The organism is Paraburkholderia phenazinium (assembly GCF_900141745.1).
Classification (GTDB): domain Bacteria; phylum Pseudomonadota; class Gammaproteobacteria; order Burkholderiales; family Burkholderiaceae; genus Paraburkholderia; species Paraburkholderia phenazinium_B.
Genome location: NZ_FSRM01000002.1, coordinates 2,928,324 through 2,950,508, shown reverse-complemented (window position 1 = coordinate 2,950,508; position 22,185 = coordinate 2,928,324). Strand labels below are relative to the sequence as shown.

Below are 22,185 nucleotides of genomic sequence, written 5' to 3'. Positions count from 1 at the left end.
AGCAAAGGCCCTAGGTTGGGAACTGGCTCCCCACGCCGCATACTGCCAGGATAGGGGTTGCATCACCATGAGAATGTGCTTTCCCAACGCGCTTGGGGTGCTGGCTGCGGCTGGCGCAGTACTCTATGCGATCCCCTCGGCCGCGCACGAGCTCGATGCGCAGCTGGACTGCAGCTCGAACGCGCACGCCTTCATTACTTCCCTGCAAAGCGACCAGTTCATCGAAGCGCAACCGATGCACGTGGAAGCCAACTCCGTCAACGCGTTCCGTCCGACTCGCGGCAGCCAGCTGACGGCGTTCGGTTTCCGTGTCTACGCCGTACTCGGCTACGATCAGAACGACGAGCTGTTTCACAAGGGCAGCGGCCAGGCGATGGCCGGCTCGCTGTATGGGGTGGTCGTCTTCGGGTCCAGCGAGTCTGTCAAAACCCACCTGCAGGATGCCGGCAGCGACGCGGTGGTGCATGAAGTCATGCCGCTGATCATGACAGCCGTGCTGTGCAAGACGAACTGAAGCGGTGGGCCGAAACGGGTTCCGTTCCCGGATGGCGTTAGCGGCCCGCGTCCGCTTCTGGCGCGTCGCGCAGGATGTCGGCCAGCGCGTTGCGCACGTCGCCGATTACGCCTCGCCACCCCGCTTCGCCTTGACGGAACAGATACAGGTCCTTGGGATACCACGGCGAGCGCATGCCTGCGCGCTGCCAGCGCCAGTCGACGCTCCGGCGCGGCAGCATCACCCAGCACGCGACGCCGAGCGCGCCCGCCAGATGGGCGACGGCGGTATCGACGCAGATCACCAGATTGAGTTGCCCGATGATGGCGGCGGTATCGCCGAAATCGCGAATCTCGTCGCCGAGACACAGGGCCGGCTGTTGTGCCGCGCATTCCCGCGCCTCGGTCTCCGCGCCGCCCACCTGCAGGCTGACAAAGCGCACGCCGGGCACGGACCACAGCGGCTGTAACGCAGAGAAGTGAGGTACGGAGCGGTTCGCATCGTTCTCATGCTCGGGGTTGCCCTTCCACACGAGTCCGATGCGGACGCCGTCGTTCGGCAGACGCTGACGCCACGACTCGAGACGGTTGGCAAAGACGCCGACATACGGAATCCGGACAGGGATCGACTCGAGCGTCGTGCCGAAGCGGCAGGGCAGGCTCAGCAGCGAATCCCAGTAGTCGTGCAGGTGCAGACCTTGCGGGTTGCAAATCAGCGCATCGATGCCCTGCACCGTGCGTAGCAGCGGCGCAAGCGCTGGCTTGCAGATCACCGAAAGCTTCGCCAGCCCGCGCGTCTTCAGCAGGCTTGCGTAGCGCACGAACTGGATGGTGTCCCCGTAGCCTTGCTCGGGCAACAGCAACAACGTCTTGCCTTGCAGGTCTTCGCCATGCCAGCGCGGAAACGGCAATTCGCCGTGCTCGTGGAAGACCTCTGAGCGTGCTTCGTAGTAAGGCCAGCCTTCGGCATATCGGCCGGCGGCGAGCAGCAGAAGCGCATAGTTGTAGCGCGCTTCGGCGTAATCGGGCTGCAGTTCGAGCGCGCGGCGATGTTCGGCCTCGGCTTCGTCGTAGCGTTGCAGGGTTTCCAGCGTGTCGGCCAGATTCGAGCGGATCGGCGCGCTATCCGGCATCGCTTCGAGTGCGTGCCGGTAGTGATCCACTGCGTCAGTGAAACGTCCGGACGTGCGGAGGAGGTTCGCCAGGTTGTTGAGGGCGATACCGTTATGGCGGTCGGCTTCGAGCGCCTGGCGGTAGAGACGCTCGGCGCCTGCGAAGTCGCCTTGCTGCTGGGCGTCGAGCGCGGCCTCGACAAGCTGGTTGCCGACCTTGGGAACCTCTTGCGCAGGCTGGTTCATAAGCGAGGTGGATTGCGCCCGATCCTGACGAGCATGGTCTCTCGGATGGCCCGCTCAATGTGTTGCCCAGCGCGCTGGCCACTTGCGCCAGCCGTTATGGTGGCGCAAGAGAAGCCCGTAATGCAACTGACGCGGCCGTCAAGCCGCATTACGCTATCTTAGTCAGCCCGCTTGAGTTGCCGCAGGCGCCAGATCAGACTCGAGGTATCGAAACGGTTGCCGCCGAGACCCTGCACGTCGCCGTAGAACTGGTCGACCAATGCCGTGACCGGCAACGCGGCGCCGTTGCGTTTCGCCTCATCGAGGCAGAAGCCGAGATCCTTGCGCATCCAGTCCACCGCAAAGCCGTAGTCGAACTTGCCTTCGATCATCGTCTTGCCGCGGTTGTCCATTTGCCAGCTTGCTGCCGCACCCTTGCCGATAACTTCAAGCACGAGCGGCATGTCTAGGCCGGAGCACTCGCCGAAATTGATTGCCTCGGATAAACCTTGCACGAGGCCGGCAATGCAGATCTGATTGACCATTTTCGCCAGTTGACCTGCGCCGGCGGGACCGATCAACGTCACCGCTGCACCGTAATGTTTGAGCGTGACGGCAGCCGGCTCGAACGCGGCCTTCTCGCCACCGCACATGATGGTCAGCGTGCCTTTCTGGGCACCGGCCTGGCCGCCCGACACGGGCGCATCGATAAACTGCAGACTCTGTTTCGTGGCGACGGCGGATAACTCCCGCGCCACATTCGCCGAAGCGGTCGTATGGTCGACGAAAGTCGTGCCGCGCTTCATGCCGGCAAACGCGCCATCATCGCCGAGCGTGACGCTGCGCAGGTCGTCGTCGTTGCCGACGCACGCCATCACCAGGTCGGCGCCGTCGGCGGCTTCGCGCGGCGTGCGGGCCGCGCGGCCGCCGTGTTCGGCGACCCATTGCTCTGCTTTGGCAAAGGTACGGTTATAGACCGTGACATCGAGTCCAGCTTTCGCCAGATGGCCGGCCATGGGATATCCCATGACGCCGAGGCCGAGAAATGCGACGCGACGTTTGGCGTCGCTGGAAGACGAGGCGGCGGAATCACTCACTGCGCGGCTCCTTCAAGTGGGGGCTGGGTTGGGGGTGGGTTGGGAAAGCCATTATCGCAGCGATGCCGGCGCGCTGCAGCGGCGTTCTCGCGGCCTGCGGGACGCTCGGAAACTATCGGAGCGCACGATACATTGGATATTAAATAGCGATTTTTCTTTTATATCCAACGGTCTTACGATGCACAGGTAGGCTGACGTAGTCCCCGGAGGGATCGATGGAACACCACGCACGCACGCAAAACGAAACACTCGAAGTCAAAACCACGACGTGCTACATGTGTGCCTGCCGTTGCGGCATCCGCGTGCATCTGCGCGACGGCGAAGTGCGCTATATCGACGGCAACCCTGAGCATCCGCTCAACCAGGGGGTGATCTGCGCGAAAGGTTCGTCGGGGATCATGAAGCAGTATTCCCCTGCGCGTCTGACCCAGCCGTTGATGCGCAAGGCGGGCGCCGAGCGCGGCAGCGCGCAGTTCGAGCCGGTCTCGTGGGAGGTGGCGTTCGCCGTGCTCGAAAAGCGCCTCGCCCATCTGCGCGCCACTGATCCGAAGAAGTTCGCGCTTTTTACCGGCCGCGACCAGATGCAGGCGCTTACGGGCCTGTTCGCCAGGCAGTTCGGCACGCCGAACTACGCGGCGCACGGCGGCTTCTGCTCGGCCAATATGGCGGCCGGGATGATCTACACGATCGGCGGCTCGTTCTGGGAGTTCGGCGGCCCGGACCTCGACAGCGCGAAGCTGTTTTTCATGATCGGCACGGCCGAGGATCACCACTCGAATCCATTGAAAATCGCCCTGTCGAAGTTCAAGCGTGCCGGTGGCCGCTTTATCGCCATCAATCCGATCCGTACCGGCTATGCGGCGATTGCCGACGAGTGGGTGCCGATCCGTCCCGGCACGGACGGCGCCCTGTTCATGGCGCTGATCCACGAACTGTTGGCCACGGATTCGTACGATCGCGAGTTCGTCACGCGTTATACCAACGCGGCCGAGCTGCTCGACATGAATGCCGACGGCGATGCGTTTGGTCTCTTTGTGCGCGATCCGAATCTGCCCGAGGCTAATCCGCTGTTCCCGCAAAACCATCTCTGGTGGGATCTGAAGACGCAACGCGCGGTGCAACATCACACGCCGGGTTCGGAGCCGGCCATTGACGGCAATTACACGCTCGAAGACGGCACGCCGGTTACGCCGTCGTTCGCCTTGCTGCGCGATCGCGTCGCGGACAGCACGCCGGAGTGGGCTGCGGAGATCACTGGCATTCCCGCCGACGTCATCCGCCGCCTTGCACGAGAAATGGCGCAGACCGCGCGCGATCACAAGATCACGCTGCCGATCCAGTGGACCGACGCCTGGGGTGAGACGCATGACACCATAACGGGCAATCCGATCGCCTTTCACGCAATGCGTGGTCTCGCGGCGCATTCAAACGGCTTTCAGTCGATCCGTGCGCTGGCGGTGCTGATGTCCCTGCTGGGCACGATCGACCGGCCCGGCGGTTTTCGTCACAAGTCGCCGTATCCGCGCGCGGTGCCGCCGTCCGCCAAGCCGCCCAACAGCCCGGACGCCGTACAGCCGAATACGCCGCTCGCCAATGGTCCGCTCGGCTGGCCGGCAGCGCCCGAGGACCTGTTCATCGATCAGGCCGGCGAACCCGTGCGCATCGACAAGGCGTTCTCATGGGAATACCCGCTCGCCGTGCACGGCCTGATGCACAGCGTGATCACCAACGCATGGCGCGGCGATCCTTACCCGATCGACACGCTGCTGATTTTCATGGCCAACATGGCGTGGAACTCGTCGATGAACACGGTCGAAGTCCGCAAGATGCTGGTCGACAAACGCGACGACGGCGAATACAAGATCCCGTTCCTGGTGGTGTGCGACGCGTTCCAGTCCGAGATGACCGCGTTCGCCGATCTGATCCTGCCCGACACGACCTATCTGGAGCGCCACGATGCGATGTCCATGCTCGACCGGCCGATCTCCGAGTTCGACGGTCCGGTCGATTCGGTGCGCGTGCCGGTGGTGCCGCCAACCGGTGAATGCAAGCCGTTCCAGGAAGTACTGATCGAGCTGGGGAGCCGTCTGAAGCTGCCCGCGTTCACGACGAAGGAGGGTACGCGCAAGTTCCGCGACTACCCGGACTTCGTCGTCAACTTCCAGACCTCACCGGATTCGGGCGTGGGCTTCCTGATCGGCTGGCGCGGCAAGGACGGCGACAAGGCGCTGGTGGGCGAGCCGAATCCGAACCAGTGGGAGCAGTATGCAAGCCACAACTGCGTGTATCACTACACGTTGCCCGAGACGCTGCAATACATGCGCGGCGTCAACGGACCGTATCTGAAGTGGTCGGTAGAGAAGGGCTTTCGCAAGTTCGACACGCCTATCCTCATTCAGTTGTACTCCGATGTGATGCAAAAATTCCGCCTCGCCGCGCAGGGCAAGAGAGCGGGACGTCAGCCGCCCGATCATCTGCGCGCGCGCGTCGAGCGTTACTTCGATCCGCTGCCGTTCTGGTACGAACCGCTCGAACTCGCCGCCACCGATCGTGCACAGTTTCCGCTGGCTGCTGTCACCCAGCGTCCGATGGCCATGTATCACTCGTGGGATTCCCAGAACGCCTGGTTGCGGCAGATTCACGGCGAGAACTATCTGTTCATGAATCCGTTGATGGCGCGCGGCAACGGCATCGAAGACGGCGGCTGGATCTACGTGGAATCGCCATGGGGCAAGGTGCGTTGCATGGCGCGCTATAGCGAGGCAGTGGAGCCGGGTACGGTGTGGACCTGGAACGCTATCGGCAAGGCAGCGGGGGCGTGGAACCTTGGGCCCGATGCCAACGAATCGCAGCGCGGCTTCCTGCTCAACCACCTGATCACCGACGAGTTGCCCGGCGCGACGTCAGGCGATGCGCGCATGTCGAACTCGGATCCGATCACGGGGCAGGCGGCCTGGTACGACGTGCGAGTGCGCGTGTATCCGGCCGAGGCCGATGCGGACCACACGTTGCCGCAATTCGCGCCGATGGAGAAGCTGCCCGGATCCACAGGCGTGTTGCATCGTCTGGTGCAAACGTACTTCGCCGGCCGCGGCGAGTTTGCTGCGCGTCTGCGCGGCGCCAGCAAGCAAAAGTGACGAGGAGCATCCAATGACTCAGATGGCGCTCGTAATCGATCTGAACGTCTGCGTGGGATGTCACGCGTGCGTGACGAGCTGCAAGGAATGGAACACCTCCGGCGAGGCCGGCAGTCTGGCGGACTTTCGCCCGTACGATGCCGATCCGTCCGGTACGTTCTTCAATCGCGTGCAGACCTATGAAGCCGGTGAGTTTCCGCTCACCGATACGATCCATTTTCCGAAATCGTGTCTGCACTGCGAGGACCCGCCGTGCGTGCCCGTCTGTCCGACCGGCGCGAGCTATAAGCGCAAGGAAGACGGGCTCGTGCTGGTGGACTTCGACAAATGCATCGGCTGCAAGTACTGCGCGTGGGCGTGTCCTTACGGCGCCCGCGAGCTCGATGAAGAGCGCAAGGAGATGACCAAGTGCACGTTGTGCGCGGATCGCATCCATAACGAGGCGCTGCCGGAGCGCGATCGCAAGCCGGCTTGTGTGCTGGCGTGTCCGACTTCGGCACGGCTGTTTGGCGATATTCACGATCCAGAATCGGTCGTGTCGCAGGCGATTCGCGAGCGTGGTGGGTATCAGCTGATGCCGGAGTGGGAGACGAAGCCTGCGAACCATTATTTGCCGCGTCAGAAGACGACGGGGTGTGGGGGCGAGTCGTGTTCGTGCAAGTCAGGGGAGGTGGCGGAGGCTGCGGTTGAAGATGCAGGGAGTGCGTCTGCTGCTCCTGCCGCACCTGCCATTTCTTCCGCTGCGGCGCGCTCCAGCTCCGCTGAGGACGGCGCGCCTCTTCTCCAGGGACAACTCCACGCTGAACGTCGCGGCCCTGTCGCCGGCATGCTGGACCGCGTATTCAACATTCTGAGTCTTGGGAGAGGTGCATGAAGCCCGCATTTTCAGTGGTGTTTCTGACCACGCTGAGCGGCGCCGGACAAGGTCTGCTGATTGCGCTGTTCGGGGTAGAAGTGGCCGCGCGGCTTGGGATGATCGCAGCCGCTGATGCGCCGCCCCAGACGTTCTTCGTGCTCGGTGCAGCGCTGGTGGTCGTGCTTGGCGCCTTGGGATTGCTGGCTTCGTTTTTCCACCTGGGTCATCCTGAGCGCGCATGGCGCGCTATCGCGATGTGGCGTACGTCATGGCTTTCGCGCGAGTGTCTGGCGCTGCCGGTGTTTCTCGCGTGCGCCTTTGCGTATGGTATTGCGCATTGGTTTGGCTCGCCGTGGTCGCTGGAAATCGGTGCACTCGGGGTGTTGTCCAGCGCCGTGCTGTTCGTGTGCACGTCGATGATTTACGCGTGCCTGCGTTTCCTTCAGGAATGGGCCACGCCGCTAACGATGGTCAACTTCGTACTGCTTGGCTGCGCGTCGGGCTTTACATTCGCTACGGCCAGCGCTGCGTGGCTCGCGCCGTCACTGGTCGGTGGACTTGCGCTATGTGCGGCTGTGCTGACGCTAGCAGGCTGTGCGAGTCGCATCGCCGCACTGATGCGCAATGCGCGCTTGCGACCCAAATCAACGGTGCAAAGCGCGACCGGCATCAAGTCGCCGACACTCGTGCAGAAGTCGCGCGGCTTCACGGCGGGTGCGTTTAATCTGCGCGAGTTCTTTCACGGGAAAACGCCGCAGACGCTGCGACGTATCAAATGGACCTTCCTGCTGGGGGCGTTTGCGGTGCCTGTGGTGCTAATCGCGGTGGGCGGCAGTGTGTCGTCGATCGCGGATTCGCTCTGGCTACTGTGTGCGGCGTGCGTGGTGCAGTATGCGGGGCTAGTCGCAGAGCGCTGGTTCTTCTTCGCGGAAGCACGGCATCCGCAGAATCTTTATTATCGTCAGGCTTCCTGAATGTATCGGGAGGCGTTGGTCTCCAAAAAGCTCGCGTCGTCTTCTACCGTCTGCTTGCGATCTTGATCGCAGGCAGACGGCAAAAACCTAGCTCACTCAGCGTGCGCTGCACCCGCCTTCGCACCCGAAGCATCCGCTGCCGGAGCAGCAGACTGTGCTGCAGCCGCACGCGGCGGTGCATTCTTCACGTAGCGATCGAACCAGCGCTGCATCTCATACGCGAGCTGCTCGTTCGATTCCAGCGCCGTGTACCAGTGTGGCTCGTGCGGCAGCATCACGAGCCGCGTCGTGCCGCCGTTGCCGCGCAGCGCCTCATACAGCAGCGTCGCTTGCAACGGCGTCGTGCCCGGATTGGCATCGTCCTCGCCATGCACGATCAGGAGCGGCGTCTTCAGCTTGTCTGCGTAGAAGAACGGCGACACCTTCAGATAGACATCCTGCGCCTGCCATACCGAGCGTCGCTCGTTCTGGAAGCCGAACGGCGTCAGCGTCTTGTTGTACGAACCGCTCGTCGCCACGCCTGCGCGGAACAGATCGGAATGCGCGAGCAGATTGGCGGTCATCAGCGCACCGTGACTGTGGCCGGTGACGCCGATGCGGTCCGGATCGACTACACCCAGCCTTACCGCTTCATCGACGGCAGCCTTGGCGTCGGCGACGAGCTGCTCGTTGTAGGTGTCGTAAGCGCGCTTCGGGTCGCCGATGACGGGGAATGACACGTTGTCGATGATCGCGTAGCCGGCGAGCAGCATCAACCGGTAGTCCCTCAGCCGCGTGAAGGTCTGTTCGGAGCCGCTGACCTGGCCCGCCGTTGCCGCGTCGGCGTAGTCGAGCGGATAGGCGTACAGGATCGCCGGCACGCGAGTGCCCTCCTGATAGCCGGGCGGCGTATACAGCGTGAACGACAGGTCGAGCCCGTCCGCACGCTTATATCTCACGAGACGCTTCTTGATCTGGCGCACGACCGGTGTCGGATCGGCGAGGTGCGTGAGCGCGGTCGAGCTCGATGCATAGCGCGCTTCGCCCTCCGGCGCATCGCCGACCTGGGTTCCGAGAGTACGGACAAACAGGTTTGGCGGATCGTTCGGCGTCTGATGCCACGTCAGGAACGACTGGGTACCGTCGCCGGTGAACGCGACGAACCGCTCGAGCGCTGCCTTGTCGCTGCGGAACAGACGCTCGGTCTTGAGCGTCGTGAGAACGAGCCGGTCGAGGAACGGCCGGTTGCCGGCCGGCGACGCGCCGTCGCCGTCGAGGAAGATTGCGCCGTTCTCGACCCGGACCACCCGGAAGCCGTTCGGCAGTGGTTTGGTCACCGGCGTGCCGGGATCTGCGTATAGCTCGTCGCTCGACATGTCCCACAGCAGATGTTGCGTCACCTGCGGTGCGTCGACGTCGACCATGAAGGTCCGTTGCCAATGGCGGTTGTGGTCGTACTCGGAGAGCAGTTCGAGATCCGGCTGCGAGGTCCACGCAAAGCCGGCATAGCGTTGATGCAGCCGCGTCACTTCACGCGGCGCCGCGTCGAACGGTGCCTTGAGCATCATCACCTTGTCGCGCTCCGGCACGTCGACGTTCCAGTCGCCACCGTCGAGCGCTTCGGCCCAGATCAGCGTGGCCGGTTCGGTCGGACGCCACGAAAAACTGCGCGGCCCGAGCGGTACACCGGCAACCGGAACGCGGTCCGCCAGGGGCCGCGACGTGATCAGACGCGTCGCGATGTGCGAGCGATTCGAAATGTCCCATACCGTGTAATCGTGCGGAAAGCGTTCGGCGGTCGTCACGTACGAATAGGGCCGCTGGATCGTCGTCACCAGCAGATGACGTCCGTCCGGCGCGGGCGCGAGGCCGTCGTACAGCGCGGGCGCGCCAAGCGGCGTGACCTTGCCGGTGCCGGCGTCGACGAGCGCAAGCTGCGAGGTTGCGTAGTAGTCGAACTGCGCTTCGTCGCTGGCGCTGTTCAGCGTGTCGCGTGCCTCGTAAGTGCTGCTTTGGCCGCGCCGGCCGTCGGATTCCTGGATGCTCGGACTTTCAACTGCCTCAGCGGCGGTGGGCGCCGGCCCGCTGTGCGCAGGCACCCGCTTCACAAGCAGGGTTGTCTGGTCAGGCATCCAGTTCAGTTCATCGCCGAACATCGGGTTGAGCTGAACGCCGGGAATGCGGTGAACCGCGCCGGTGACACCGTCGCCGACCCACAGATCGACTGAATGCGCGGTCACGTTTTCGAACGCGAAGCGCTTGCCGTCGACGCTCCAGTGCGCACGGGTCGCGCAGACGCCTGCCGGCAGCGCGACCGGTCGCGCGACGCTGTCCGCGAACTGAACCAGGTCGAAGTGCGTCGCGCACGCCGGAATGCCGTAGCCGCCCGGCGTGTCGTGCCGGCTGCGGTTCGCGGGTTCGACGCGCACGCCTGCGAGACGCAGAAACGGCGTCGCCACCCGCGCGATGGACGGATATTCCTGATAGGTAACCAGCAGCGCCCGGTCGGTACTCGGCGCCACGACCGGAATGGGCAGAGACGGCGCCAGCATCACGTCGAGGATCGCTTTGGAAGGCTGGCTGTAGCCGGAGACGGCGGGCTGCGCCGCGGCCGGTATCGTTGCTGCTGGGGTTTGCTGCGCGAATGCGCTTTGGGCACTAACCGCCACGACCAGCGCGGCCGTGGCGAGACGGAAAATCACGGAAGGATAGGGCATCGTCTGCGTAACAGGTTTCGGGGGTGAAGTCGTTCGATGAAACAGGAACGCGCAGTATTGCATGCCCAGCGGCCGAGTTCATCAGCCGCATGCTGGCGGGGATGGCGCTTATGCTGCTGGTGACGTCGGTGTCGGCGCGCGTCGGCTCCACATGGAGCGGGCACCCGGCGTTTGACACGCGCAAGCCGGGTGCCCGCCAAGGCACCGGAAGCCATGGCGGCGGAGTAGGCAGGTACCGCTACTGCAATGCGCCCGACAGCGCAGTCTGTATTTGCGCAGTGCCCGCCGCGGCGCAACGTTCGTCGTCGGTGCTGAGCGGTGACCCGCTCACGCCGATTGCGCCGAGCACCTCGTTGCCACTTTTGATCAACACACTCCCCGGGACGAACAGGAGGTCGGTCGATCCGGCGCCTACGTTGGCGTGGTGATGACGCCGCCTGGCGTCAACCTGCCGAAGGGCACCTCGGTCTGCGTCTGGTCGTTCATTCGAAAGTTGCATGATCTGTAATCCTAATTAGAGAACTGACAAGCACCTTTGAATGGTGGGACCGGCCTATGTGGTAACGGACATTTGCGTTCCCGGCGATCAGGGACGCTGAGCCTGCTCTGGATAGCCGTGTGCTTCGTGCATGCGTCTCTGCGCGGCCAGGAACGGCTCGAAGTATTCGGCGCGCTCCGGCGTCCCGCCCGCGACCTGGTTGATCTCTCGAATGCCGATCGTCTGCCCGCTCGCACCCCAGTTGCCGTCCGGCACTTCATGGATCAGCACCCAGTCGCCGCCGCGCTGCGGAAACGTGCCGTCGACATCAAGAGTGCGGGCAACGATGGCGTTGATCTGTCCATGCAAGGCGGTTTTGTCCACCTGCCGGGCAGCGCCGAGCGGATACACCACGTCGAAGAGAAAGCGGCCGCCTTTGGGCGGATCGAGATCGGGCTTGCCGCCGACGTACCACGAGGTCCGCGCGTCGACCTCGTCGAACAGCACATAGGCGACCGCACGGCCAGCGGGCGTATCTGCGCCGACTTCCGCCACGAGGATGGCGGCAGTGAGTTCCTCGGCAAGCTGGGCTTTCTGCGCAGTGGTGAACGCGCCGCGTTGGTGGGTGATGCGTAGCAAAGGCATATGAGTCTCCTCAGAGAACACGCCGGCGGTTGCCAGCGCTTCTCCAGTAAATTATATTGGGATCGTAATTTAATCAAGAATTATGTGACGATCGTCATGTAAAAGGAGAGCTAGATGGCGCGCTATGCCCGAGGGCACAAGGAAGAAAGCCGTGCCCGGATCGTCGAGGCGGTGGGACGCGGGTTTCGCAAGCAAGGCTACGGCGGGGTCGGCGTGGACGGCCTGGCGCGCGAAGCGGGGGTGACCCACGGCGCGTTCTATGGCCATTTCCGCTCCAAGGCGGAAGCCTTCGGCGCGGCGGTGGCAGAGGGGTTGCGCGAACTGCGGCAGGCGGTGGAAGGCTTGCGCGCCGAGCACGGCAAGGGCTGGCTTCGAACGTTTGCTGCGTTTTACATGGGATACAAGCGGACTTGCGATCTGGGAGACGCCTGCACGCTGCCGAGCCTGTCCGTAGAAATCGAGCGGGCCGACCCAGCGTCGCGCGCTGCCTACGAAACCGAACTGCAAGGGGTGATGAAAGCGGTCGCCGCGGGTTTGCCGGAAGGCACGGATGCCGAGCGTGAGGCGCGTGCCTGGGTGCTACTGTCGCTGCTGGCCGGAGGCGTCACGCTGGCCCGTGCGGTGCCCACCGAGGCAACCAGCGAACAGATTGCCGCCGCGGTTCAGCAGGCGGTCGAAGTCATCGCGGGAGGCGGCTGATTACCGGCTGGGCAAGGTGCAGTACATCGTAGACTTCGCCGTTTCGGGCCGCATCGGCCGGCGCCGACGAGACAGTGAAGCGGATCAGGCGCCAGGCATCCAGATCGAATGCCGACCACACTGCGACCGTATCGGGACGAGCCGCGATCTCCCGATTGAGTTCGATCTCCGCGGCGTGCAACGCCTTGCGATCCGTCGCTGCACTCACCACCCTTTCCTCGCGGTAGATCGATAGCGCCTGCTGCGCGCTGCCGCGCCGCGCGTCCAGCGGCAACCACGTCTCGATCTGCGGACGGCCAAACGCATCGATGACCGCCTGGAAACGCTCACCCATCAGAAAACGCACGGCCGCATCCGGGTCCGACCAAAGGTATACGGAGGCGTAGACGTTGCCCGTCGCGCCATTGCGGTTGCGTTCCTGCAGCGCGAACGCCTTGCAGATCAAGCCTTCTGTGTCGTCCCAAAGCGGGCCGCGCGTGGCCGCGCGCTCGCGGATGATCTGCGTGTCGTAGTCGGCGGGCAAGCGGTGTGAATACTGCATCGCGAACATGCTGCTCTCCCTAAAGTGATGAAACGGTGCCCAGTTTGCACCGGCATGGGCTTGCAGTGAAGACCGGCAGCGAGATAGCTGTCATGACGAAAGGAAATCACGTAGCTGCGTGCGTGTTTTCCGTTTGTGCGCCAGATTCGACACTGTGGTTTACCCCCCGTCCATCTTCACGCAGCCGCCTGCTGGCGTGCTCATATCGGCCCGCTGAATCCGGCAATAGCGCTCGTGCGTATTGCGCCGCCGCCGGCCGAGGACTATTTTTCGACAGCCGCTAAAACGCGAGATGAAAGGGCTGCGGCACGCGGCCGCCCAGGTTTGCCCGCTCATTTCGCACGACGACATTCAAGGAGACAAGCTGTGCTTCCCGCATCCCTGCCGATCAACGTCGGCAATACGGCCTTCATGCTGCTGTGCGCGAGCCTCGTCATGCTCATGACGCCTGGCCTCGCGTTCTTCTACGGCGGTCTGGTCGAACGCAAGAATGTGCTGTCGATCATGATGCAAAGTTTCATTTCGCTTGCATGGACGACGGTCCTCTGGTTCGCATTCGGTTACTCGATGTGCTTCGGGCCGACGTGGCACGGCATCATCGGCGACCCGACTTACTATGCATTCCTGCATGGTGTGACGTTGCAGACGATGTACACGGGCAACGATGCGGGCATTCCGCTCGTCGTTCACATCGCGTATCAGATGATGTTCGCCATCATCACGCCGGCGCTGATCACCGGCGCCTTTACGAATCGCGTGACCTTCAAGGCGTATTTTCTGTTCCTCACGGGCTGGCTCGTGCTGGTGTACTTCCCGTTCGTGCACATGGTCTGGAGTCCGGAAGGACTGTTTGCGAAGTGGGGCGTGCTCGACTACGCCGGTGGGATCGTGGTGCACAACACGGCCGGGTTTGCCGCGCTAGCTTCGGTGCTGTACGTGGGACGCCGCCATGTGATGTCGCACAAGCCGCATAACGTGCCGCTGATCGCACTGGGCACGGGTCTGCTGTGGTTCGGCTGGTACGGCTTTAACGCCGGCTCCGAGTTGCGTGTCGATGCGATCACGGCTTCATCCTTTCTGAACACCGATATTGCAGCATCGTTTGCGGCTGTCACGTGGCTGCTGATCGAATGGCTCAACGCGCGGCAACCCAAGTTTGTCGGCCTGTTGACCGGCTCAGTAGCGGGCCTCGCGACCATCACACCCGCAGCGGGCTATGTATCGCTGAGCACGGCCGCGGTGATCGGGATTGCGGCTGGCCTGATCTGCTATTACGCGGTTGCGCTCAAAAACCGCCTCGGTCTCGACGATGCGCTCGACGTATGGGGTGTGCACGGCGTGGGAGGGTTGATCGGCACGGTGCTGCTCGGCGTGTTTGCGTCGAAGGCGTGGAATCCCAATGGCGCGGATGGTCTGTTGCTCGGCGGCGGAGCGTTCTTCGTCAAGCAGTGCGTCGCGGTGATCGTCTCCGGCGTGTGGGCCTTTGTGTTCACGTGGGCGATGCTGTGGCTGATCGATCGCGTGACGGCGGTCAAGCTCGACGCGGCTGCGGAGCAGCGCGGCCTCGATACCGCATTGCACGGCGAGGTGGCGTATCTGGATGCGTGAGCGGCACCGACTCGCCTGATTACCTCAGGCTCGCAAGTTGCGCCGGTAGATCTGGCCTGATTGGGCCGCTACCGGCGTTTTTGTTTTTACTTCACTGCAGCGCTTCGCGTAACGCTCGTGTCGGGTGTCACCATTAATGAAAAATGCGTCGTTGAAGTTAAGGCGATTTTTCAGCAAGATTGGCGTCGAGCAACCAGCACGTGCTAAGGAAAGTGAAATATCCGTCCCGTACTGCCGCAGTAAGTGAAAAAAACTGTTGTGTTCTCATCGGCGCGCTTGGAGTCGATAGACCACGTCGCCACTTTGTTCATCGGACGACGATACGCCCCGGGTCCGCCGCTCATGTCTGTTGTCGTGGTCATTTCTCAGTGAATTTTTTGCGATAACCCGTCAGACGCGCCGCGGCAGGAGCACCAGGTCGGCCGCTTCCTCAGCATCCCTGAGAAGCGTCTTGCGCGGCGTGCCTATCAGCGCACGCATGGTAAGGCCGCGCGCAAGATCAGTGAGCTGGCCTGCGCGGACGGCCACAGGAAAGTCGGACGGGATTTCTCCCGCGTTGATTGCGTCCCGGAAACGACCTTCCACCAGTGCAGTGCCACCAGCGGCCGCGTTTTGCAGGAACTGACGAACCTCAGGGTCGTCCACAAGCGGCGCGACGCATATCAGAAGACAGCCCCGGGCGGACCCTTTCTCGGTCGCACTTTCGACGGCGTACCTCAGAAAGCCCGTGATCGAGTCGCGAAGACCCTGTGGTGAGAGGAGTGCCTTCGCGGCTGATGCGCCCTTCCGTTCTGCGTACACCTTAAGGGCGCGCAAGAATATCGTCCGCTTGTCCCCAAAGACGGCATACAGACTCGGTCGTCCCACACCCATCCCGGCGACGAGATCGTCAATCGTCACTCCGTCGTAGCCTTTCGACCAGAACACCTGAATCGCCTTTTCCAGCGCCCCCGTCTCGTCGAAGCTGCGCGGTCGGCCCACGGGCCTGGTGGTATTTTGAATCATTTGGTTCAAAACTCCTTGACAACTTTTACGGCACCAATATATAACCGAATAGTTCTAAATTAACAAGCCGTTTCTGGCCCTGCGGGGCCTCACGACTCGGCCTTCACCCTTCACCGCACGGAGATACCTGTGGAACATTCGATCGCACTCGTCACCGGCGCCACCTCCGGGCTCGGCTATGCCGCAGCTCGCATTCTTGCCGGAGAGGGCTGGCGCGAGATCATCATCACCGGACGCAGTCTGGCTCGGGCCAAGGAAGCGGCCGCTCAACTCGCAGCTGAAACCCGAAGACAGGTCTTCACGCCGCTGGAGCTGGAGTTGGACACGCCGGCCAGCGTCCAGTCCGCGCTCGCCGAGCTGATCAAACAAGGTCGGCCGGTCGATTTCCTACTGCTCAACGCCGGGATGGTCCCTGGCAAGGCGCGCGTGATCACTGCGGAGGGCGTCGAGGCATCTCAGGCCCCGCTCATCGGCCATCATCAATTGACTGTCGGGTTGCTCCGCGCCAACCTGCTGAGCCCCAACGCGCGGATTGTTATTGCCAGCGCGGAGCCTGCCCGAGGGGGCGTACCCATGTTCAAGTACACCGACGTGGACGCACTCGCTGCCAAGTACCACCAGGGCGACCTGACCGCTGCTATGGAAGCCCTGTTGCGCAACGGGCCGAACGTGAGGTACGTGCCCAACAATGCGTATGCCGACGCGAAGCTCATCGTCGCCTGGTGGGTCGCGGCGCTGGCGCGCCGGCTACCCTCCGGCATGGCCGTATACGCTGTCTCGCCCGGTGCCGCGACCGCTACCAATGTTTCGCGACAAGCTGGCCTGGCCGTGAAGTATCTGTTTATCCCAATCGCGAACCTCATTCCTGGCATGAATCAGACGCCGGAGACCGCGGCCCGTCGGTACCTCCAGGCGTCGGAGTTCGGAACCGACGTCTCAGGGCAATTCTTCGCCTCGGCTCAAGGGAAGTTCTCAGGCCCGATTGAGCCGCAGCGCCAACCGCACCTCCACGATGGCGCCAACCAGGAAGCCGCGTGGCAGGCCGTCGTCAACGTCTCTGGCGTCAACTGGTCATACGCGGAATCCTTGCGCGCGGTGTCCTGAAGGAGCGGCGGTCGCGGCGAAATGGTTGCGGTGATCAGAATCAGCAGGCGATTGCGGAGTTACATGATCGTCCACGGGTCTTACGGTATTTTGAAATAAATAGTTGTACAAAATAGTTAAATATCAGCAAAGCAGCCTCAACCTCTCAAGGAGAATACATATGAACCGGTACCAGGATAAAAAGGTGGTGATTATCGGCGGCACGAGTGGCATGGGGCTCGCGACAGCGAAGATGCTGCTCGACGGGGGCGCGCGTGTTCTGGTGACCGGCCGCTCGCAGGCCGGCCTGGAGTCGGCGCAGCAAGAGCTTGGGGACGGCGCTATCGTGGTTTCGAGCGACGCGCGGTCGTTGACCGACATCGACGCCCTTGCCGCCCAGGTGAAGACCGAGTTCGACGCCATCGACCTGCTTTTCGTCAACGCCGGGTTCAGCATTCCAACGCCTCTCGGGAGCGTGACCGAAGCCGTCTACGACGAGATGTTCAACCTGAACGCCAAGGGCCCCTTTTTCGCGGTCCAGAAGCTCGCGCCGCTGATCAATCGAGGAGGCGCTGTGGTCCTCACGACCTCCGTCGCCAACGTCAAGGGGCTGCCGGGCCAAGCTACATACGGAGCCGCCAAGGCTGCGCTGCGGTCATTCGCCCGGGTGCTCGCCACCGAGCTGCTTCCTCAGGAGATCCGCGTAAACGCGGTGTCGCCCGGCCCCATCGACACGGGCATCCTCGAAAAGGTATTCCCTACGGAAGAGATGCGTACACAGGTCAAGGGGCACACCCTCGGCATTATTCCCATGAAGCGCTTCGGTACGTCGGAGGAAATCGCCAAGGCCGTCCTCTTCCTCGCGTTCGACGCGACCTTCACGACCGGCGCCGAGCTTCCGGTCGATGGCGGCTGGACGCAAGTCTGAACGCGGTGCAGGCCGCACGTTTCAACCGAAAGGGGACAACAGTGTCTTTATTGAAAAACAAGATCGCCCTCGTCACGGGGGGTAGCAGCGGCATCGGCCTCGCGACCGCAAAGAGGTTTGTTGAAGAGGGTGCCTACGTTTTTATTGCCGGCCGCCGACAGGCCGAACTCGACAAGGCCGTCGCGGAGATCGGTTCGAACGTCACCGGCGTAAAGACCGACATCGCCAAGCTCGATGACCTCGACCGTCTTTACGAGACCGTCGCGAAAAAAGGGAAGATCGATGTGATTTTTGCGGGCGCGGCTTTCGTCAAAAAGACGATGACCGCTGCGGCGACACCTGAGCATTTTGACAAGACCTTCAACACCAACGCTCGCGGCACTTATTTCACCGTTCAAAAGGCGCTGCCTTTCCTGAATGATGGTGCCTCCATCATCCTCGTGGCGTCCGCCGGGAAGAACAAAGGCCTTCCGGGCCGCAGCACCTACAGCGCCACCAAGGCAGCGCTCCGGTCATTTGCCCGGACGTGGACCAGCGAACTCAAGGAACGGAAGATCAGGACCAATGTGTTGAGCCCTGGCGCGGTCGACACACCCATGTTCGACGACCAGTTCCCATCCAAAGAGGGCGCGGCCGAAGCGAGAAACCAAATCGCAGCGATGACGCCTCTGGCACGCTTGGCGCGCCCCGAGGAGATCGCCTCTGCAGCTTTATTCCTGGCCTCCGATGAGAGCAGCTACGTCGCCGGCATCGACCTGCCGGTCGATGGCGGCCTGACGGCTGTCTAGACTGAACAGGACTTTGCCTTACCCGACCTCCGCGTCCCGCTACACGCATAAGGGCCGCCGCCCGGATTTTTCACTAACCGTGTCAGCAGTTTTTCACTTACCTCGCACAGTTTTCACTTTCTGTGTCACCCGACAGTTCACCGGCCATTTCACCCCTTCCAGCCATCCCCGCATAAAACAACATTTCCAACATTTCCAACATTTTTATCTTGACACCCGGTTTTTGATTTGTGGAAATGGCGCCATCGCTGCAACACTTGGCTGCCAGGGGTTTTAATGTCGAACGATACGGAAGTGACCGCCATGCCGTGCGTGGTTGACGCCGCCAGGCAGATCAGAGCAGGCGCCCTGACGCCGGTCGAACTGCTGGAGGCAAGCCTCACAGCCATTAAAACCCACAATTCCACATTGCACGCCTTCGGCGACGTCTACACCGAAGCGGCGCGCGAATACGCGGAAACGCTCGCCGAGGAAGCCGCAGCCGGACGGTTCCGCGGTCCGCTGCACGGCATTCCGTTCGGCATCAAGGATCTGTTTTCGACGCAGGGGCTGCGCACCACGCGCGGCTCGCTCACGGCGCTTGACCAGGTACCGCAACAGGATGCGCCGATCATCGCAAGACTCAAGGCGGCCGGCGCCATCATGGTTGGCAAGACCGCGACCACCGAGTTCGGCTGGACGGGTTCAAGCATTTCGCGCGTATTCGGCAATGGACGCAATCCATGGAATCCTGCGCTGACCAGCGGCGGTTCGAGTTCCGGCTCGGCGATCGCTGTCGCTGCCCGGATGGTTCCGGCAACGCTAGGCTCGGATGGCGGCGGTTCGGTGCGAATTCCAGGCTCCTTTTGCGGCGTGTTCGCGTTGAAGGGCACGCTCGGACGCATTCCCACCTGGCCGTGGTCGGCCACCGAAATGCTGAGCCACGCGGGTCCGATTACCCGCACCGTGCGCGACAGCGCGCTGTTATTCGACATCCTCTCCGGTCCGGATCCGCTCGATCATCAGGCATTGCCGGCGCCGACCGAATCGTTCTACGCACGCTGCGACGAACCGCTGCGGCCGTTGCGGCTCGCCTGGTGTCCAACGCTATTCGGCACGTCCGTCGATGCGCAGGTGGCAAAGGCGGTGGGCGATGCAGTGCGCCTGATCGCCGGGCAACTGCCCGTGACGGTGGAAGAGAAAGTGTTGCCCTGGCAAGACCCGCTGCCTGTCTTCGAAGCGCTGTGGGCAGGCGGACGCGGCATTGCCTATGGAAAATCGCTGGGACAGCAGATGGACCGGCTGGACCCGGGCTTTGCCGCACTCATCGAGCGTGCGAAAGACTTCAGTCTGGCGAGCTATCTCGCGGCGATGCAGCAACGTGCGGCATTCGCGAGTCAGGTCCACACGTTGTTCGAACAGTACGATCTGCTGATTACGCCGACGGTGCCGATTCTCCCGTTCGACGCCGACAGCACCGCACCGCCTCAATATCCCGCGACGGATAGCAGCCCGGTTCCCTGGGCCCGTTGGACGCCGTTTACTTATCCATTCAACCTCTCGGGCAACCCCGCTGCTAACCTGCCATGTGGCTGGAGCAAGAGTGGGCTGCCGATTGGTTTGCAGGTTGTCGGGCCACGCTTCGCGGATGCGGACGTGTTGCAGTTCTGCGCCGCTTTCGAGGCGATCGCGCCATGGGACCAACGACTGCCCGCCATGCTCTCGGGCTGAAGCGTCGCGCACGCCGCATGAGGCGTCGCGACGTAGGCCTGGACTCAAACCCTTTTTCGGCACATCGGGTGCCACGGAAACTTTGCACTATGCTCAACCAGCCAAGGCTCGATGAAATCGTGCGGCTTCTCAGTCAGCAGCAGCGCGTTAAATCGATTGATCTGGCCACGTCCTTCGGAGTATCCGAGGAGACGATTCGCCGTGATTTCAAGTTTCTCGAAGGTCAGGGGAAACTGCGCCGCGTGCATGGCGGCGCCATTCTGCCGCGGCTCAATGAGGAACAGCCGCTGCAGGTACGCAATCGCATCAAGACGCAGGCCAAGGTAGCGCTCGCCGGTTGTGCCATGCAGATCGTCCAGGAGGGCATGGCCGTGTTTCTGGATACCGGCACGACCACGCTGGCGCTCGCGCAACGGTTGACGTCGTTTGCGAACCTGAAGGTGGTGACCAACTCACTCGATATCGCCCAGCTTCTGACGCACCAGAGCGACAACCAGGTACTGGTGACGCCCGGCGATGTGCGCCGGAACGACAATGCTCTGATCGGTCCGCACACGCTTGAATTTGCCCGCCAGTTTCACTACGACATTGCATTCATGGGCATAGGCGGTATCGATCTCGAACTGGGTCTGATGGACTACGAAGAATCGGAGGCACTGCTGCGCAGAGCGCTTGTGAAGCATTGCGTGCGCAGCGTGATTCTCGCGGACGACGGCAAGTTCGGCCACCGCACCTTCATCAATACTTTGCCCTTCAGCGCGATCAGCACACTCGTGACGAATCGCCCTTTATCCGACGAGTTCGCAACCCGCATGGAGCACGACGATGTCGACGTTCTCCACCCCTGAGTTGCTGCTTCCGGACGAGGCGGATCTGGCCGGGTTCGCCGCCCTGTTCGAGGAAAGCTCGTTGATCGGCGCGACGGCCGGTGGCGGTCTGCATCGGCTTGCGGCATCGGAAGAGGACGGCCGCGTGCGCGACCTCTTCTGCAACTGGCTAAAGGAGCGCGGCTTCGACGTGCGGGTTGATGCGGTCGGCAATATCTTCGGACTATTGACCTTCGACGAACACGCGCCGTATGTGCTGTGCGGCTCGCATCTCGACAGTCAGCCCAGCGCGGGCCGCTTCGACGGCGTCTATGGCGTGCTGGCCGCAGCGGTGGCGATCGCGAGTCTCGCGCGGCAGATCCGCCAGCGCGGCGAACGGCCCGCCTGCAATTTATGCGTGGTCAACTGGACCAACGAGGAGGGCGCACGATTCCAGCCCAGTCTGACCGGCAGCAGCGTCTACACGGGGGCGATGCCGCTCGGGCAGGCGCTCGCCTGCCGGGACGAACGAGGCATTTCGTTGCAGGCGGCTCTCGAGACGATCGGCTATCGCGGTGACTGGGTGCCCGACATCCGTGTCGCGGCGTATGTGGAAACGCACGTCGAACAGGGCTCGGGGCTCGAGAGCAGCAAGCTTGCGATCGGCGTGGTGCGCGAGACCTGGGCCGCGCTCAAATGGCGGGTGCGTTTCGACGGCGAACAGAACCATACGGGTCCGACTCCCATGGCGCAACGGCGCGACGCGCTGCTGGCCGCGGCACACGCGGTCGTAGCGGTGCGCGCCGCAGCCGAACCGCATGGATTGGCCATGCACAGTTCAGTCGGACGGCTCGATGTGTATCCGAACTCGCCGAATGTCGTCGCGTCACGGGCCACACTGCTGATCGAGTTTCGCTCGCAGTCGGTCGAACGCCTGCAGGAAACGGCGGAGCAGTTTCAGCTCACGCTCGAGCACATCGCGAAACTGACGGGTACTCGTGTCGATGTCGAGGAGAAACGACTGCGCTCGCCACTGAAGCTCGATCGTGAATTGTCGGACCTCGCCCACGACACCGCGTCCCAGTTGGACCTGCCCGTGGGCAACAGCGTGACGGTGGCGGGACACGACGCGATCAGCATGAGTCACGTCTATCCCACCTGTCTGATCTTTGTGCCGAGCAGCAACGGGGTCTCGCACAACGAAGCTGAATTTACTGCCGAGCAGGATCTGCGAAACGGCCTGCGTGTGTTGACCGCGCTGCTGTATCGCATCTGCACCCAACCACCCGTCCGACGCTAAGGAAC

At 62.7% G+C, this 22,185-nt stretch carries 19 protein-coding genes; 12 read left to right on the top strand and 7 right to left on the bottom strand.

Features of this window, described 5'->3' with window-relative positions:
- Positions 1 to 67 precede the first annotated feature (67 nt).
- A complete protein-coding gene (locus BUS06_RS33010; RefSeq protein WP_074268482.1) occupies positions 68 to 514 on the top strand; it encodes a hypothetical protein in 447 nt (148 codons plus the stop codon).
- Positions 515 to 551: 37 nt separating this feature from the next.
- On the opposite strand, the gene BUS06_RS33005 is transcribed toward BUS06_RS33010, so the two are convergent.
- Both BUS06_RS33005 and BUS06_RS33000 read right to left on the bottom strand, forming a co-directional pair.
- Positions 552 to 1,850 (bottom strand): tetratricopeptide repeat protein, encoded by a 1,299-nt coding sequence (locus BUS06_RS33005; protein ID WP_074268481.1) that lies wholly within the window; start codon positions 1,848 to 1,850, stop codon positions 552 to 554.
- 158 nt (positions 1,851 to 2,008) lie between these two features.
- Entirely contained in the window at positions 2,009 to 2,926 is a 918-nt protein-coding gene (locus BUS06_RS33000) for an NAD(P)-dependent oxidoreductase (RefSeq protein WP_074268480.1), read from the bottom strand.
- A 215-nt stretch (positions 2,927 to 3,141) separates the two neighbouring features.
- Between BUS06_RS33000 and BUS06_RS32995 the strand changes: the two genes are divergently transcribed.
- The 3 genes from BUS06_RS32995 to BUS06_RS32985 are packed head-to-tail and all read left to right on the top strand — an operon-like array spanning position 3,142 to position 7,893.
- The gene (locus BUS06_RS32995) at positions 3,142 to 6,063 is read left to right on the top strand and encodes a molybdopterin oxidoreductase family protein (RefSeq protein ID WP_074268479.1); all 2,922 of its coding nucleotides are present in this window, start codon (positions 3,142 to 3,144) and stop codon (positions 6,061 to 6,063) included.
- Between the two features lie 13 nt (positions 6,064 to 6,076).
- Positions 6,077 to 6,937, top strand: coding sequence for a 4Fe-4S dicluster domain-containing protein (locus BUS06_RS32990; protein ID WP_254369031.1), 861 nt, complete (start codon positions 6,077 to 6,079; stop codon positions 6,935 to 6,937).
- The gene (locus BUS06_RS32985) at positions 6,934 to 7,893 is read left to right on the top strand and encodes a dimethyl sulfoxide reductase anchor subunit family protein (protein ID WP_074268478.1); all 960 of its coding nucleotides are present in this window, start codon (positions 6,934 to 6,936) and stop codon (positions 7,891 to 7,893) included. The genes BUS06_RS32990 and BUS06_RS32985 overlap by 4 nt, the downstream gene beginning before the upstream one ends.
- Positions 7,894 to 7,985: 92 nt before the next feature.
- On the opposite strand, the gene BUS06_RS32980 is transcribed toward BUS06_RS32985, so the two are convergent.
- The 3 genes from BUS06_RS32980 to BUS06_RS32970 form a co-directional block, all read right to left on the bottom strand.
- Positions 7,986 to 10,589, bottom strand: coding sequence for an alpha/beta hydrolase family protein (locus tag BUS06_RS32980; RefSeq protein ID WP_074268477.1), 2,604 nt, complete (start codon positions 10,587 to 10,589; stop codon positions 7,986 to 7,988).
- A gap of 238 nt (positions 10,590 to 10,827) precedes the next feature.
- Positions 10,828 to 11,088, bottom strand: coding sequence for a heme-binding protein (locus BUS06_RS38735; protein WP_074268476.1), 261 nt, complete (start codon positions 11,086 to 11,088; stop codon positions 10,828 to 10,830).
- Between the two features lie 87 nt (positions 11,089 to 11,175).
- A complete protein-coding gene (locus tag BUS06_RS32970; RefSeq protein ID WP_074268475.1) occupies positions 11,176 to 11,712 on the bottom strand; it encodes a tautomerase family protein in 537 nt (178 codons plus the stop codon).
- A gap of 114 nt (positions 11,713 to 11,826) precedes the next feature.
- Between BUS06_RS32970 and BUS06_RS32965 the strand changes: the two genes are divergently transcribed.
- The gene (locus BUS06_RS32965; RefSeq protein WP_074268474.1) at positions 11,827 to 12,411 is read left to right on the top strand and encodes a TetR/AcrR family transcriptional regulator; all 585 of its coding nucleotides are present in this window, start codon (positions 11,827 to 11,829) and stop codon (positions 12,409 to 12,411) included.
- Here the strand turns inward: BUS06_RS32965 and BUS06_RS32960 are convergent.
- The gene (locus tag BUS06_RS32960) at positions 12,392 to 12,961 is read right to left on the bottom strand and encodes a DUF4865 family protein (protein ID WP_074268473.1); all 570 of its coding nucleotides are present in this window, start codon (positions 12,959 to 12,961) and stop codon (positions 12,392 to 12,394) included. The two genes, BUS06_RS32965 and BUS06_RS32960, sit on opposite strands and share 20 nt — an antisense overlap.
- Positions 12,962 to 13,318: 357 nt before the next feature.
- Between BUS06_RS32960 and BUS06_RS32955 the strand changes: the two genes are divergently transcribed.
- Positions 13,319 to 14,560: an ammonium transporter gene (locus BUS06_RS32955; RefSeq protein ID WP_217272842.1), complete on the top strand. Its 1,242-nt coding sequence runs from the start codon at positions 13,319 to 13,321 to the stop codon at positions 14,558 to 14,560.
- 390 nt (positions 14,561 to 14,950) lie between these two features.
- Here BUS06_RS32955 and BUS06_RS32950 read toward each other — a convergent pair whose 3' ends face one another.
- Complete coding sequence (locus tag BUS06_RS32950; protein ID WP_074268472.1) at positions 14,951 to 15,565, bottom strand: TetR/AcrR family transcriptional regulator; 615 nt, start codon at positions 15,563 to 15,565, stop codon at positions 14,951 to 14,953.
- A gap of 129 nt (positions 15,566 to 15,694) precedes the next feature.
- On the opposite strand from BUS06_RS32950, the gene BUS06_RS32945 reads away from it, so the two are divergent.
- The 6 genes from BUS06_RS32945 to BUS06_RS32920 all read left to right on the top strand — a co-directional run bounded on the left by BUS06_RS32945 (position 15,695) and on the right by BUS06_RS32920 (position 22,180).
- Entirely contained in the window at positions 15,695 to 16,669 is a 975-nt protein-coding gene (locus BUS06_RS32945; RefSeq protein WP_074268471.1) for an SDR family NAD(P)-dependent oxidoreductase, read from the top strand.
- Between the two features lie 160 nt (positions 16,670 to 16,829).
- Complete coding sequence (locus BUS06_RS32940; protein WP_074268470.1) at positions 16,830 to 17,576, top strand: SDR family oxidoreductase; 747 nt, start codon at positions 16,830 to 16,832, stop codon at positions 17,574 to 17,576.
- A 41-nt stretch (positions 17,577 to 17,617) separates the two neighbouring features.
- Entirely contained in the window at positions 17,618 to 18,364 is a 747-nt protein-coding gene (locus tag BUS06_RS32935) for an SDR family NAD(P)-dependent oxidoreductase (protein ID WP_074268469.1), read from the top strand.
- 276 nt (positions 18,365 to 18,640) lie between these two features.
- The gene (locus tag BUS06_RS32930) at positions 18,641 to 20,074 is read left to right on the top strand and encodes an amidase (protein WP_217272841.1); all 1,434 of its coding nucleotides are present in this window, start codon (positions 18,641 to 18,643) and stop codon (positions 20,072 to 20,074) included.
- Positions 20,075 to 20,163: 89 nt separating this feature from the next.
- Positions 20,164 to 20,922, top strand: coding sequence for a DeoR/GlpR family DNA-binding transcription regulator (locus BUS06_RS32925; RefSeq protein WP_074268468.1), 759 nt, complete (start codon positions 20,164 to 20,166; stop codon positions 20,920 to 20,922).
- Complete coding sequence (locus BUS06_RS32920) at positions 20,900 to 22,180, top strand: Zn-dependent hydrolase (RefSeq protein ID WP_074268467.1); 1,281 nt, start codon at positions 20,900 to 20,902, stop codon at positions 22,178 to 22,180. Before BUS06_RS32925 ends, BUS06_RS32920 begins: the two co-directional genes overlap by 23 nt.
- Positions 22,181 to 22,185 lie beyond the last annotated feature (5 nt).